General features: G+C 60.5%; 13 protein-coding genes. 1 reads left to right on the top strand and 12 read right to left on the bottom strand.

Annotated features, from left to right (window positions below):
• Window positions 1-40 precede the first annotated feature (40 nt).
• The 5 genes from surE to ACM6HV_RS22330 form a co-directional block, all read right to left on the bottom strand.
• Window positions 41-790 carry a 5'/3'-nucleotidase SurE gene (surE, locus tag ACM6HV_RS22310; RefSeq protein ID WP_414905312.1) on the bottom strand — a complete coding sequence of 250 codons (750 nt, stop codon included), beginning with the start codon at window positions 788-790 and terminating at the stop codon, window positions 41-43.
• Window positions 778-1,836 (bottom strand): tRNA pseudouridine(13) synthase TruD, encoded by a 1,059-nt coding sequence (truD, locus tag ACM6HV_RS22315; RefSeq protein ID WP_414905313.1) that lies wholly within the window; start codon window positions 1,834-1,836, stop codon window positions 778-780. Before truD ends, surE begins: the two co-directional genes overlap by 13 nt.
• Entirely contained in the window at window positions 1,833-2,306 is a 474-nt protein-coding gene (ispF, locus tag ACM6HV_RS22320) for a 2-C-methyl-D-erythritol 2,4-cyclodiphosphate synthase (RefSeq protein WP_027611044.1), read from the bottom strand. Before ispF ends, truD begins: the two co-directional genes overlap by 4 nt.
• 44 nt (window positions 2,307-2,350) lie before the next feature.
• Window positions 2,351-3,196, bottom strand: coding sequence for an S-formylglutathione hydrolase (gene fghA / locus ACM6HV_RS22325; RefSeq protein ID WP_414905314.1), 846 nt, complete (start codon window positions 3,194-3,196; stop codon window positions 2,351-2,353).
• 66 nt (window positions 3,197-3,262) lie between these two features.
• Entirely contained in the window at window positions 3,263-4,375 is a 1,113-nt protein-coding gene (locus ACM6HV_RS22330) for an S-(hydroxymethyl)glutathione dehydrogenase/class III alcohol dehydrogenase (RefSeq protein ID WP_027611042.1), read from the bottom strand.
• Between the two features lie 118 nt (window positions 4,376-4,493).
• Between ACM6HV_RS22330 and ACM6HV_RS22335 the strand changes: the two genes are divergently transcribed.
• Window positions 4,494-5,390, top strand: coding sequence for a LysR substrate-binding domain-containing protein (locus ACM6HV_RS22335; RefSeq protein WP_414905315.1), 897 nt, complete (start codon window positions 4,494-4,496; stop codon window positions 5,388-5,390).
• Window positions 5,391-5,533: 143 nt separating this feature from the next.
• On the opposite strand, the gene ispD is transcribed toward ACM6HV_RS22335, so the two are convergent.
• The 7 genes from ispD to ACM6HV_RS22370 all read right to left on the bottom strand — a co-directional run bounded on the left by ispD (window position 5,534) and on the right by ACM6HV_RS22370 (window position 13,298).
• The gene (gene ispD / locus ACM6HV_RS22340) at window positions 5,534-6,241 is read right to left on the bottom strand and encodes a 2-C-methyl-D-erythritol 4-phosphate cytidylyltransferase (RefSeq protein ID WP_414905316.1); all 708 of its coding nucleotides are present in this window, start codon (window positions 6,239-6,241) and stop codon (window positions 5,534-5,536) included.
• Window positions 6,238-6,516: a cell division protein FtsB gene (ftsB, locus tag ACM6HV_RS22345; RefSeq protein ID WP_007964293.1), complete on the bottom strand. Its 279-nt coding sequence runs from the start codon at window positions 6,514-6,516 to the stop codon at window positions 6,238-6,240. Before ftsB ends, ispD begins: the two co-directional genes overlap by 4 nt.
• 171 nt (window positions 6,517-6,687) lie before the next feature.
• Window positions 6,688-7,977, bottom strand: a complete 1,290-nt coding sequence (gene eno, locus ACM6HV_RS22350) for a phosphopyruvate hydratase (RefSeq protein WP_041072316.1) — start codon at window positions 7,975-7,977, stop codon at window positions 6,688-6,690.
• A gap of 156 nt (window positions 7,978-8,133) precedes the next feature.
• Window positions 8,134-8,979 (bottom strand): 3-deoxy-8-phosphooctulonate synthase, encoded by an 846-nt coding sequence (kdsA, locus tag ACM6HV_RS22355; protein ID WP_007954807.1) that lies wholly within the window; start codon window positions 8,977-8,979, stop codon window positions 8,134-8,136.
• Between the two features lie 4 nt (window positions 8,980-8,983).
• The gene (locus tag ACM6HV_RS22360; RefSeq protein ID WP_003222153.1) at window positions 8,984-10,615 is read right to left on the bottom strand and encodes a CTP synthase; all 1,632 of its coding nucleotides are present in this window, start codon (window positions 10,613-10,615) and stop codon (window positions 8,984-8,986) included.
• A 274-nt stretch (window positions 10,616-10,889) separates the two neighbouring features.
• Window positions 10,890-12,218 carry a tRNA lysidine(34) synthetase TilS gene (tilS, locus tag ACM6HV_RS22365; protein ID WP_414905317.1) on the bottom strand — a complete coding sequence of 443 codons (1,329 nt, stop codon included), beginning with the start codon at window positions 12,216-12,218 and terminating at the stop codon, window positions 10,890-10,892.
• 132 nt (window positions 12,219-12,350) lie between these two features.
• The gene (locus ACM6HV_RS22370) at window positions 12,351-13,298 is read right to left on the bottom strand and encodes an acetyl-CoA carboxylase carboxyltransferase subunit alpha (protein ID WP_041072320.1); all 948 of its coding nucleotides are present in this window, start codon (window positions 13,296-13,298) and stop codon (window positions 12,351-12,353) included.
• Window positions 13,299-13,352: the final 54 nt, after the last annotated feature.

Raw genomic sequence — 13,352 nt, forward strand, 5'->3', positions numbered from 1 at the left:
CCGATGCCGCTGCGCAGCCTGTCTTCGTGTTCACGAGCCATCAGCGCAGTCCCTCCAGCCAGCCATCGAGACTTCTGAAGGCATCATTGAAGGTGCGGTCGAGCTGCAATGGCGTGATCGACACATAACCCTGCATCACTGCATGAAAGTCGGTGCCCGGGCCGCCGTCTTCGGCGTCGCCGGCAGCGGCAATCCAGTAACCGGCCTTGCCACGCGGGTCGACCACTTTCATCGGCGCTGCCGCGCGGGCGCGATGACCCAGACGGGTCAGTTGAATGCCGCGAATATGGTCGATCGGCAGATTGGGAATGTTCACGTTCAACACCGTGCGCGGAGGCAGGTCCAGCCCGGCGTGGGCTTCGACCAGTTTGCGCGCGAAATGTGTTGCTGTCGCCAGATTGTCCACTTGCCGCGAACACAGCGAAAAGGCGAACGAAGGACGCTCGAGAAAGCGCCCTTCGAGGGCTGCTGCCACCGTGCCGGAATACAGCACGTCATCGCCCAGATTGGCACCGAGATTGATCCCGGAAACCACCATGTCCGGCTCGCGCTCCAGCAGGCCGTGGAGGCCCAGATGCACGCAGTCGGTCGGTGTTCCGTTGAGGCTGATGAAACCATTGGCCAGGTATTGCGGGTGCAGCGGACGGTCGAGCGTCAGCGAACTGCTGGCGCCGCTTTTGTCCTGCTCCGGGGCGATAACCACGCATTCGGTGTAATCCGCCAGCGCAGCATAAAGCGCGGCGAGACCGGGTGCGGTTACCCCATCGTCGTTAGAAATCAGAATACGCATGGGCTGTCCGTCTGCCCCACCGGCACCAGATCAACGAGTTCGCGCACCAATACGGTGGCGAAGCATCCGGCCGGGAGGACGAATTCCAGTTGCAGAATGTCAGGCTGGGGATAATGCCACGACAACCCGCCAATGGGCAGCCGCAGGATGCGACGTTCGTGGCTCATTCCGGCATTGATCAACCAATCGCGCAGATCCGCCTCGCGAGCTGCAATCCCCTGCTCCAGATCATGGACAGCGCCGGCGGCCGGTGAGTCACCTTCGCCCCACTGCGGACCGGTCGGGTGCAGGTCGAGAATCGCCAGGCGCGGATCGCTGCATTCGGCCTCACCCGCCGGGAAGAAGCTGCGGCTGTCGGTGAACGCCAGCAGATCGCCGACTTGCGCCTGCTGCCAGGTGCCATCGGCCACCCGCGCCGCCAGCACTTGATTGAACAGAAAACTGCGCGCCGTCGACAGCAGCCGCGAGCGCACATTGCGCTGCTCCGGCAACGCCTTGCGCGCCGCCCAGGCACGCGCATCAACGACGTTGCCGCCGTCATGGCCGAAACGCTGGGCGCCAAAATAATTGGGAATGCCTTGTTTGGCGATCAGTTGCAGACGCTGTTCGATTGCGTCCTTGTCGCCGGCAAACTGGGTCAGGCGCAAGGTGAAACCGTTGGCCGAATGCGCGCCGCGTTGCAGCTTGCGCTTGTGCCGCGTGGTCTTGAGGATCTTCAGCGTGTCGTTTTCCGCCGCCGACAGATCCGGATCAGCCTTGCCCGGCAGTTGCACACTGAACCACTGACGGGTCAGCGCCTGACGATCCTTGAGCCCGGCATAACTGACGGTACGCAAGGGCACGCCAGCTGCTTTGGCAATCCGCCGCGCTGCCTCTTCGGTGTTCAGACCGCGTTTTTCCACCCAGATCCACAGGTGTTCGCCATCGCCGCTGAACGGGATGTCGAGCACCTCATCGACCTGAAAATCTTCGGCGATGGCTTTCAGAACCGCAGTGCCGAGGGGTTCGCCATAGGCGCGCGGGCCGAGCAGTTGCAGTTCGTTCATGCGCGAAGCAACAAGGCAACGGAATGCACGGCAATGCCTTCTTCGCGACCGACAAAGCCGAGCTTTTCGGTGGTGGTAGCTTTCACGTTCACTTGATCCAGTTCAACTTGCAGATCGGCGGCGATCAACGCACGCATCGCTTCGATATGTGGGGCCATTTTCGGTGCCTGGGCGACGATGGTGTTGTCGACGTTGCCGACTTTCCAGCCCTTGGCGTGGATCAGCGCAACCACATGACGCAGCAGCACGCGGCTGTCGGCGCCCTTGAATTGCGGGTCGGTGTCCGGAAAGTGTTTGCCGATATCACCCAGCGCAGCCGCGCCGAGCAAGGCATCGCTCAAGGCGTGCAGCAGGACGTCACCGTCGGAGTGAGCGAGCAGCCCGAAGCCGTGTGCGATACGCACGCCGCCCAGAGTAATGAAATCGCCTTCAGCGAAACGGTGCACATCGTAGCCGTGGCCAATACGCATAAAAAAAACGCCCCGATTTTTGTCAGGGCGTGATTCTACCTGCATTAACCGCGCAGGGCGCGTGCGTGATGCTGCAAGTGGTCATCTATGAAGCTTGAGATGAAGAAATAGCTGTGGTCGTAGCCCGGTTGCAGGCGCAACGTCAGCGGATGACCCGCTTGTTTTGCCGCTTGTTGCAGGGCCTGGGGCTTGAGCTGGTTTTCGAGGAAGTCGTCGCGATCACCCTGATCGACCAGTAACGGCAGTTTTTCGCCGGCCTCGGCAATCAGCGCGCAGGCATCCCATTCTTTCCACTTCGAACGGTCTTCACCCAGATAGCGCGAGAACGCTTTCTGCCCCCACGGGCAATCCATCGGATTGTTGATCGGCGAAAACGCCGAGACCGACTGGTAACGCCCCGCATTGCGCAGCGCACAAACCAAAGCGCCGTGGCCGCCCATTGAATGGCCGCTGATGCTGCGTTTGTCCGACGCCGGGAAATGCGCTTCAACCAATGAAGGCAATTCCTGCACGACATAGTCATGCATCCGATAGTGCCGCGCCCATGGTTCCTGCGTGGCATTCAGGTAGAACCCGGCACCGAGGCCGAAATCCCAGGCGCCATCCGGATCACCCGGCACATCCGGGCCGCGCGGACTGGTGTCCGGCGCGACGATGATCAGGCCAAGTTCGGCGGCCATGCGCATCGCGCCGGCCTTTTGCATGAAGTTCTCGTCGGTGCAGGTCAGACCGGACAGCCAGTAAAGCACTGGCAACTTGCCGCCCTGCTCCGCTTGCGGCGGCAGGTACACGGCAAACACCATGTCGCAACCAAGCACGTCGGAACGGTGGCGATAGCGCTTGTGCCAACCGCCGAAACTTTTCTGACAGGAGATGTTTTCCAGACTCATGTAAAGACTCCTACGCGACCCCGGTTACAAACCCTTCAAGGTCTGTAGCCGGGACGTCGCGATTGATCAGAAATGAATGACGGTGCGGATGCTCTTGCCTTCGTGCATCAGATCAAAGGCCTTGTTGATGTCTTCCAGACCCATGGTGTGGGTAATGAAGGTATCCAGCGGGATCTCGCCGCTTTGCGCCATGTCGACGTAGCTTGGCAACTCGGTACGGCCACGTACGCCGCCGAATGCCGAACCGCGCCAGACGCGCCCGGTCACCAATTGGAATGGACGGGTCGAAATTTCCTGACCGGCACCGGCCACGCCGATGATCACCGACTCGCCCCAGCCCTTGTGGCAGCATTCCAACGCCGCGCGCATCAGTTGCACGTTGCCGATGCACTCGAACGAGAAGTCGACGCCGCCGTCGGTCATGTCGACGATCACTTCCTGGATCGGACGATCGAAGTCTTTCGGATTGACGCAATCGGTGGCACCCAATTGCTTGGCGATTTCGAACTTGGCCGGGTTGATGTCGATGGCGATGATCCGCGCGGCCTTGGCTTTCACCGCACCAATGACGGCCGAAAGACCGATGCCGCCCAGACCGAAAATCGCCACGGTGTCACCCGGCTTGACCTTGGCGGTGTTGATCACCGCACCGATACCGGTGGTCACGCCGCAACCGAGCAAGCAGACCTTTTCCAGCGGCGCATCCTTGGCGATTTTCGCCACGGAGATTTCCGGCAGTACGGTGTATTCCGAGAAGGTCGAAGTACCCATGTAGTGGAAAATCGTTTGGCCCTTGTAGGAAAAGCGCGAAGTGCCGTCCGGCATCAGACCTTTGCCCTGAGTAGCGCGAATCGCCTGACACAGGTTGGTCTTGCCCGACTTGCAGAATTTGCACTGGCCGCATTCCGGGGTGTACAGCGGAATCACGTGGTCACCGACGGCGACCGAGGTGACGCCCTCGCCGATCGCTTCAACGATTGCGCCACCTTCGTGGCCAAGGATCGACGGGAAGATGCCTTCCGGGTCTGCGCCGGACAGGGTGTAGGCGTCAGTGTGGCAAACCCCGGAAGCCACCACGCGCAGCAACACTTCACCGGCCTTGGGCATGGCCACATCGACTTCTACGATTTCCAGCGGCTTCTTGGCCTCGAAGGCAACGGCGGCGCGCGACTTGATCATGCTGACTCTCCAGTGAATCCATTGATTAAAAAAAACCAGACCGGCAGTGTAGTACAGCGCGATCTGATGAATAATCCGGACCAAAGCAAAACATTATTGCCATACAGGGATAATCCCGATGTCGGAAAATCGCTGGGAAGGCATCGACGAGTTCGTCGCCGTTGCCGAATGCAGCCAATTCACCGCCGCAGCAGAGCGTCTTGGGGTTTCGTCCTCGCACATCAGTCGACAAATCGTACGACTGGAAGAGCGCTTGCAGACGCGTCTGCTTTATCGCAGTACCCGCCGCGTGACGTTGACCGAAGCCGGACAAACTTTTCTGCAGCATTGCCAACGCCTGCAGGACGGTCGCGAAGAAGCCCTGCGCGCTGTTGGCGATCTGACCAGCGAGCCCAAAGGCATGCTGCGCATGACCTGTGCCGTGGCCTATGGCGAGCGGTTCATCGTGCCGCTGGTGACACGTTTCATGGGGCAATATCCGCAATTGCGCGTCGACATCGAGTTAACCAACCGCCAGCTCGACCTGGTGCATGAGGGGCTGGATTTGGCGATCCGTTTGGGCCGGCTACAGGATTCGCGATTGGTCGCCACTCGCCTGGCGCCGCGCCGGATGTATCTGTGCGCGTCTCCGTCCTACGTGGAACGGTATGGCCGCCCACACAGTTTGTCGGAACTGAGCCGCCACAATTGCCTGATCGGCAGCTCGGATCTGTGGCAACTGGAACAGAACGGGCGGGAATGTTCCCAACGTGTTCAGGGAAACTGGCGCTGCAACAGTGGGCAGGCGGTACTGGATGCGGCGCTGCAAGGGGTCGGCCTGTGTCAGTTGCCGGACTACTACGTGCTGGAGCATTTGCACAGCGGGGCGCTGATTTCGCTGCTGGAGGCGCATCAGCCACCGAATACGGCGGTGTGGGCGTTATATCCGCAGCAGCGGCATCTGTCGCCGAAGGTGCGCAAGCTGGTGGATTTCTTGAAGGAAGGGTTGGCCGAGCGGCCGGAGTACCGGGGCTGAGTTATGGGTTGCTTGAACGATCGCCTTCGCGAGCAGGCTCGCTCCCACAGGGGATCGGCGGTGCATGCAAATTCGGGGTCAGGCGCAAATCAAATGTGGGAGCGAGCCTGCTCGCGAAGGCAATCTGACAGGCTCCACAGCAATCAGCGGCGATTGGCCCAGCGCTGACGCAACCACTCCAGATCTTCCGGCCGGGTGACTTTAAGGTTGTCCGCCCGCCCTTCGATCAAACGCGGTGCCAGACCAGCCCACTCCATCGCCGAGGCTTCATCGGTAATCACCGCATCCGCCACCAGACTGTCAGCCAACGCCCGATGCAAGGCACCGAGGCGGAACATCTGCGGTGTGTAGGCTTGCCAGATCACGCTGCGATCCACGGTTTCGAGCACACGACCGTGCTTGTCGACCCGCTTCAAGGTGTCGCGCGCCGGCACGGCCAGCAGACCGCCGACGGCATCGTCCGCCAGCTCAGCCAGCAATTTGTCGAGGTCGTCTCGGCTCAGATTCGGGCGCGCGGCATCGTGCACCAGCACCCAGTCTTCATCGTCGGCACCTTGCGCATGCAAATGCAGCAAGGCATTGAGCACCGACCCGGAACGCTCCGCGCCGCCCTCGACCCGCTGAATCCGCGAATCGCTGGCGCAGGCAAGGTGCGGCCAATAAGGATCATCAACCGCCAGACTGACCACCAGGCCCTTGAGGCTCGGGTGATCGAGGAAACAGCCGAGGCTGTGTTCGAGAATTGTCCGTCCGCCCAGTTGCAGGTACTGCTTGGGACGGTCCGCGGCCATTCGGGCACCGACGCCCGCGGCAGGAATCACGGCCCAGAAGGCCGGCAGGGAATCGATCATTGCGCGAGCTGGTAAAGGGTTTCACCGTCCTTGACCATGCCCAGCTCATGGCGAGCCCGTTCTTCAACGGTCTCCATGCCTTTCTTCAATTCGCTGACTTCAGCGTCCATCACCCGATTGCGCTCCAGCAGGCCTTCGTTCTCGGCGTGCTGATCAGCAATCTGCTGCTTCAGCTCGGCGACCTGCGCCAGACTGCCATTGCCCACCCACAGGCGGTACTGCAGACCGGCCAGCAGCAAGAGCAAAACGAGAAACAACCAGTAAGGACTGCGCATCGAATATCAGGTATCCAGTGAAAAAAGACAGCCACGCGAAAACTTTGAAACGTCTGATAGCACGAAGCCTGGAAGATCCAGGCTTGTGCATATAAGGCATCAGATTAGTGGCAAATCCATCGCTGTCACGACTTTTTCGACACAATCCGGTGTCTTTTTACCATCTACAGCTTAACCGCGGAACTCGGCGCGACCGTTGTACTTGGCTTTGCCATTCAACTGCTCTTCGATACGCAGCAGTTGGTTGTACTTGGAAACGCGGTCGGAACGGCACAGCGAACCGGTCTTGATCTGGCCAGCCGAGGTGCCAACGGCCAGGTCGGCAATGGTCGAATCTTCGGTTTCGCCCGAACGGTGCGAGATCACGGCGGTGTAACCGGCGGCCTTGGCCATCTGGATGGCTTCCAGGGTTTCGGTCAGGGTGCCGATCTGGTTGAACTTGATCAGGATCGAGTTGGCGATCTTTTTATCGATGCCTTCTTTCAGGATCTTGGTGTTGGTCACGAACAGGTCGTCGCCGACCAGTTGGGTTTTCTCGCCGATCTTGTCGGTGAGGATCTTCCAGCCAGCCCAGTCGGACTCGTCCAGACCGTCTTCGATCGAGATGATCGGATAACGTTCGGTCAGGCCTTTCAGATAATCGGCGAAACCTTCAGCGGTGAACACCTGGCCTTCGCCGGACAGGTTGTACTTGCCGTCTTCGAAGAACTCGCTGGCAGCGCAGTCCAGCGCCAGGGTCACGTCAGTGCCCAGCTTGTAACCGGCGTTGGCTACGGCTTCGGAGATCACTTTCAACGCGTCTTCGTTGGATGCCAGGTTCGGTGCGAAACCGCCTTCGTCGCCAACGGCGGTGCTCAGGCCACGGGCCTTCAGCACGGCTTTGAGGTGATGGAAAATCTCGGTGCCCATGCGCAGCCCTTCCGAGAAGGTCTTGGCGCCAACCGGCTGCACCATGAATTCCTGGATGTCGACGTTGTTATCGGCATGCTCGCCACCGTTGATGATGTTCATCATTGGCACCGGCATCGAGTACACACCCGGGGTGCCGTTCAGGTTGGCGATGTGTGCGTACAGCGGCAGGTCCTGGTCCTGTGCAGCCGCCTTGGCCGCAGCCAGGGACACGGCGAGGATGGCGTTGGCGCCCAGGGTTGCCTTGTTTTCGGTACCGTCGAGCTTGATCATCGCGTGGTCGAGGGCTTTCTGGTCGCTTGGGTCGGTGCCCAGCAGCAGATCGCGGATCGGACCGTTGATGTTGGCTACCGCCTTGAGCACACCCTTGCCCAGGTAACGGCTCTTGTCGCCATCACGCAGCTCGAGCGCTTCACGCGAGCCAGTGGATGCACCGGACGGCGCGCAAGCGCTGCCGATGATGCCGTTGTCGAGAAGCACGTCCGCTTCCACGGTGGGATTGCCACGGGAGTCGAGGACTTCACGACCTTTGATGTCGACGATTTTTGCCATTGTTGTAAACACTCCAAAGTTGACGAAAACGACGCAGCTAGAGGAAATCTTTTTACCGTCGGCAAGTGGTGTGCAGCGGGCAGCTTGCAGACGACAACGCACATGCCCGAGGGCATGTGCGACAAATCGTGCGGTACTTTACCGGAGAAATGAGCGTTACGCGGTTTCTACCGTCGGAAAACTCTTCACCAGTTCGTCCAAGGCTTTGAGCTGGGCCAGGAATGGCTCCAGTTTGTCCAGACGCAAGGCGCAAGGGCCGTCGCATTTGGCGTTGTCCGGATCCGGATGCGCTTCGAGGAACAGACCGGCCAGCGACTGGCTCATGCCCGCCTTGGCCAGATCGGTGACCTGGGCGCGGCGACCGCCGGCGGAGTCGGAACGACCGCCAGGCATTTGCAGCGAGTGGGTCACGTCGAAGAATACCGGGTACTCGAACTGCTTCATGATGCCGAAGCCGAGCATGTCGACCACGAGGTTGTTGTAGCCGAAGCTCGAACCACGCTCGCAGAGGATCAATTGATCGTTACCCGCTTCCACACACTTGTTCAGGATGTGTTTCATTTCCTGAGGCGCGAGGAACTGGGCTTTCTTGATGTTGATCACCGCGTTGGTCTTGGCCATCGCGACGACCAGATCGGTCTGACGCGACAGGAAGGCCGGCAGCTGGATGATGTCGCAGACTTCAGCGACGACCGCGGCCTGATCAGGCTCGTGGACGTCGGTGATGATCGGCACGCCGAAGGCTTGCTTGATGTCCTGGAAGATGCGCATGCCTTCTTCCAGGCCAGGGCCGCGATACGAGGTCACAGAAGAGCGGTTGGCCTTGTCGAAGCTGGCCTTGAACACGTAAGGGATACCGAGTTTCTCGGTAACCTTCACGTACTCCTCGCAAACCTGCATGGCCATGTCACGGCTTTCCAGCACGTTCATGCCGCCGAACAGCACCATGGGTTTGTCGTTGGCAATCTCGATGTCGCCGACGCGGATGATCTTCTGTGCCATCGGGTTACGCCTTCTTCTGGTGTTGAGCCAACGCTGCTTTTACGAAACCGCTGAACAGCGGGTGACCGTCACGAGGCGTCGAGGTGAACTCGGGGTGGAACTGGCAAGCGACGAACCATGGATGATCCGGCGCTTCAACCACTTCAACCAGCGCGGCGTCAGCGGAGCGACCGGAGATTTTCAGGCCGGCTTCGATGATCTGTGGCAGCAGGTTGTTGTTCACTTCGTAGCGGTGACGGTGACGTTCAACGATCACGTCCTTGCCGTAGCAATCGTGCACCTTGGAGCCGGCTTCAAGCAGGCATTCCTGAGCGCCGAGGCGCATGGTGCCGCCCAGGTCGGACGCTTCGGTACGCACTTCAACCGCGCCGGTGGCGTCTTCCCACTCGGTGATCAGACCCACGACCGGATGGCCGCTGGCGCGATCGAACTCGGTGGAGTTGGCGTCTTTCCAGCCCAGCACGTTACGGGCGAACTCGATGACCGCCACTTGCATGCCCAGGCAGATGCCCAGGTACGGAACCTTGTTTTCACGAGCGTACTGAACGGCAGTGATCTTGCCTTCCACGCCGCGCAGACCGAAGCCGCCCGGAACGAGGATCGCGTCAACGCCTTCGAGCAGCGCAGTGCCCTGATTCTCGATGTCTTCGGAATCGATGTAGCGCAGGTTGACCTTGGTACGGTTGGTGATGCCGGCGTGACTCATCGCTTCGATCAGCGACTTGTAGGCGTCCAGCAGTTCCATGTACTTGCCGACCATCGCGATGGTGACTTCGTGCTCTGGATTGAGCTTGGCATCGACGACCTTTTCCCACTCGGACAGGTCGGCGCCGTTGCATTGCAGGCCGAAACGTTCGACGACGAAATCGTCCAGACCCTGAGCGTGCAGCACGGCCGGGATCTTGTAGATGGTGTCGACGTCTTCCAGGGAGATCACCGCACGCTCTTCAACGTTGGTGAACAGCGCGATCTTGCGACGCGACGACACATCCACCGGATGGTCGGAGCGGCAGATCAGCACGTCAGGCTGCAGGCCGATCGAACGCAGCTCTTTAACCGAGTGCTGGGTTGGCTTGGTCTTGGTTTCGCCAGCGGTGGCGATGTACGGAACCAGGGTCAGGTGCATTAGCATCGCGCGCTTGGAACCGACTTCCACACGCAGTTGACGGATGGCTTCGAGGAACGGTTGGGATTCGATGTCGCCAACGGTACCGCCGATTTCCACCAGGGCCACATCGGCATCGCCGGCACCCTTGATGATGCGACGCTTGATTTCGTCGGTGATGTGCGGAATCACCTGGATGGTTGCACCCAGGTAATCACCACGGCGCTCTTTGCGCAGCACGTGCTCGTAGACACGGCCGGTGGTGAAGTTGTTGTTCTGGGTCATGGTCGTGCGGATGAACCGCTCGTAATGGCCCAGGTCCAGGTCGGTCTCGGCGCCGTCGTGGGTGACGAACACTTCACCGTGCTGGAACGGGCTCATGGTGCCCGGGTCGACGTTGATGTACGGATCCAGCTTAAGCATGGTGACCTTAAGCCCCCGCGCCTCCAGGATGGCCGCCAATGAAGCCGAGGCAATGCCTTTCCCCAATGAAGAAACAACACCGCCCGTGACGAATATGTAGCGCGTCATGAAAAACCCTAGAAGTCTGCGTTAAAGCGGTACGAGCCGCCGGGGAAAGCGAAGGAAGGCCGAAGCCCCCGATCACCTGCATTAATCACAGTGCACCTTTCAAAAAAACCGCCGCGTTGGGACAGACCGGCAGATGAAACACCGGTACGTTGCTCGCTACACATTTTTTGGAATCGCCCAGCAAAGACTGCTTGGTAATCGGCAACTCCTGCAATTCAGGCGAATCCACAGAAGTTGTATCAAGAAGGGAGCGTAGTCTACCGGAATGCCCCTTTCATCTCAAACCTTGATCTTCGTCTGTTGGCTGCCAATGCAATTTCCAGCCGTCCAGCCCCTGCCCGTCAAGGCCCGGCAGGTTCGCCACGGCGAGCAATTCTGCGCCGCGAAACAGCAGCGGCAATCTGCCACGGACGAAGCCCGGCACTGCGCGCTCATTGAGCAGGCGCTTGAGATCGCGGTGCCCGCGATCGGCCAGGTGCATGACTTCGCCGCCCTGCCGATAGCCAATCCGCAACGGCCCGATGGGAGTCTGCCCGCTGAACATGACACGCCCGTTATTCGCCAAGGGTAGCGGCATCGATGGGTCATGCCAGTCAACGCTGACCGCTGGCACACACAGCCAGTCGCCGCTCAACCACCATATCCGACCTGCGCTGCGATGGACCTCGCCATCGGCCAGACGCCAGACCGGGGATGCATCGCTGGCAGCGCCGCACAGGTTGTCCCAACCCGACCAATGGTCAGTATCGGGCAGCCGGGTCAGCGGTGCGAGCCAGTGGCTGAGTGCATTGCGCTGACGAGCGGCGGACAAATTCGCCAGCGGCGCCAACTCCAGCGACGGCAGGGCCAGCCATGAAAACCCGCTCGGCGTGGCGGCTTGTGCCAGATCGAGCTGCGCCAGCTCATCGAGCAGGCCTTGCGCCTCACGCAGGTGCGCCGCGCTGCGCGCCATGCTCGCCTGCGCTTGCGGCCAGCGCGCGGTGAGCAGCGGCAGCACCTGATGGCGCAGATAGTTGCGCGAGAACTGTCGATCCTGGTTTGACGGGTCTTCGATCCAGTGCAACTGATGCGCACGGGCGTACGCCTCAAGCTCGGCACGCGTGACATCGAGAAGAGGCCGCAACAGCGTGCCCTGACCCAACGGCCGCTGCGCCGGCATCGCCGAAAGTCCGCGAACGCCGGCACCGCGCATCAGGCGAAACAACAGGGTTTCCGCCTGATCATCACGGTGCTGCGCGGTCAGCAGCACGTCATCCGCTTCGGTCAGCGACATGAACGCCGCGTAACGCGCCTCCCGCGCCGCCCGCTCCAGGCTGGCGCCGGTTTGCACCGTCACCCGCATCACGTGCAGCGGCACACCCAGCGCATCGCAGACCGACTGACAATGCGCCGGCCACGCATCGGCCGCAGCCTGGAGGCCGTGGTGGATATGGATGGCGCTGAGCGCAGGGAATGATTCGGTTTTTGCCAGATCGGCAAGCAGGTGCAGCAGGACGGTGGAGTCGAGACCACCGGAAAACGCGACGCGCCAATGAGCGGCGTCGCGCCAAAGCTCAAGGTTGCGCAAAAGCCGTGAAGGCAAATCAATCATGGACTGACCCATACCTTTCTCTTTGCCCCAAACAACTGTGGGAGCGAGCCTGCTCGCGAAGACGGTTTAACATTCAACTCATTCGTCGAGTGTCATACCGCTTTCGCGAGCAGGCTCGCTCCCACATGGGTATCGCGCTTCGACTTAGAGACCGTAGCTCATCAGACGATCGTAACGGCGCTTGAGCAGCGCTTCGTTGTCGAACTTCTTCAGCATCGCCAGTTGCGAGCTCAGTTCGGCACGGATCGACGCAGCGGCAGCGGCCGGATCACGATGGGCGCCGCCCAGTGGCTCGCCGATCACCTTGTCGACGATACCCAGACCTTTCAGGCGCTCGGCGGTGATGCCCATCGCCTCGGCAGCGTCCGGCGCTTTTTCGGCGGTTTTCCACAGGATCGAAGCGCAACCTTCCGGCGAGATCACCGCGTAGGTCGAGTACTGCAGCATGTTCAACTGATCGCAGACACCGATCGCCAACGCACCGCCGGAACCACCTTCACCGATCACGGTGGCGATGATCGGGGTTTTCAGGCGCGCCATCACGCGCAGGTTCCAGGCGATGGCCTCGCTCTGGTTGCGCTCTTCGGCGTCAATACCCGGGTAGGCGCCCGGGGTGTCGATGAAGGTCAGGATCGGCATCTTGAAACGCTCGGCCATTTCCATCAGACGGCAAGCCTTGCGGTAGCCTTCCGGACGCGGCATACCGAAGTTGCGGCGTACCTTCTCGCGCACTTCGCGACCCTTCTGGTGACCGATGACCATCACTGGCTGGTCTTCCAGACGGGCCACGCCACCCACAATGGCGGCGTCGTCGGAGAAGTGACGGTCACCGTGCAGTTCGTCGAACTCGGTGAAGATGTGCTCGATGTAATCAAGGGTGTACGGGCGTTTCGGGTGGCGCGCCAGGCGAGCGATCTGCCAGCTGGTCAGCTTGCCGAAGATGTCTTCGGTCAGCGTGCGGCTCTTGTCCTGCAGGCGGGAGATCTCATCGCCGATATTCAGCGAATTGTCATTACCGACCAAGCGCAACTCTTCGATCTTGGCTTGCAGGTCGGCGATCGGCTGTTCGAAATCTAGAAAATTCGGGTTCATAGGCGTCCGTCTTGGGTCGTGTCCCAAATGAGCTTGGGCCGGCCGGTTGTCTAT

It is taken from the genome of Pseudomonas sp. IT-P260, from assembly GCF_949768395.1.
GTDB classification, from domain to species: domain Bacteria; phylum Pseudomonadota; class Gammaproteobacteria; order Pseudomonadales; family Pseudomonadaceae; genus Aquipseudomonas; species Aquipseudomonas parakoreensis.

Excerpts from the sequence above, each read along its gene's own strand:
- surE (WP_414905312.1), bottom strand. The coding sequence starts at position 790 with ATGCGTATTCTGATTTCTAACGACGATGGGGTAACCGCACCCGGTCTC.
- truD (WP_414905313.1), bottom strand. The coding sequence starts at position 1,836 with ATGAACGAACTGCAACTGCTCGGCCCGCGCGCCTATGGCGAACCCCTC.
- ispF (WP_027611044.1), bottom strand. The coding sequence starts at position 2,306 with ATGCGTATTGGCCACGGCTACGATGTGCACCGTTTCGCTGAAGGCGAT.
- fghA (WP_414905314.1), bottom strand. The coding sequence starts at position 3,196 with ATGAGTCTGGAAAACATCTCCTGTCAGAAAAGTTTCGGCGGTTGGCAC.
- ACM6HV_RS22330 (WP_027611042.1), bottom strand. The coding sequence starts at position 4,375 with ATGATCAAGTCGCGCGCCGCCGTTGCCTTCGAGGCCAAGAAGCCGCTG.
- ACM6HV_RS22335 (WP_414905315.1), top strand. The coding sequence starts at position 4,494 with ATGTCGGAAAATCGCTGGGAAGGCATCGACGAGTTCGTCGCCGTTGCC.
- ispD (WP_414905316.1), bottom strand. The coding sequence starts at position 6,241 with ATGATCGATTCCCTGCCGGCCTTCTGGGCCGTGATTCCTGCCGCGGGC.
- ftsB (WP_007964293.1), bottom strand. The coding sequence starts at position 6,516 with ATGCGCAGTCCTTACTGGTTGTTTCTCGTTTTGCTCTTGCTGCTGGCC.
- eno (WP_041072316.1), bottom strand. The coding sequence starts at position 7,977 with ATGGCAAAAATCGTCGACATCAAAGGTCGTGAAGTCCTCGACTCCCGT.
- kdsA (WP_007954807.1), bottom strand. The coding sequence starts at position 8,979 with ATGGCACAGAAGATCATCCGCGTCGGCGACATCGAGATTGCCAACGAC.
- ACM6HV_RS22360 (WP_003222153.1), bottom strand. The coding sequence starts at position 10,615 with ATGACGCGCTACATATTCGTCACGGGCGGTGTTGTTTCTTCATTGGGG.
- tilS (WP_414905317.1), bottom strand. The coding sequence starts at position 12,218 with ATGGGTCAGTCCATGATTGATTTGCCTTCACGGCTTTTGCGCAACCTT.
- ACM6HV_RS22370 (WP_041072320.1), bottom strand. The coding sequence starts at position 13,298 with ATGAACCCGAATTTTCTAGATTTCGAACAGCCGATCGCCGACCTGCAA.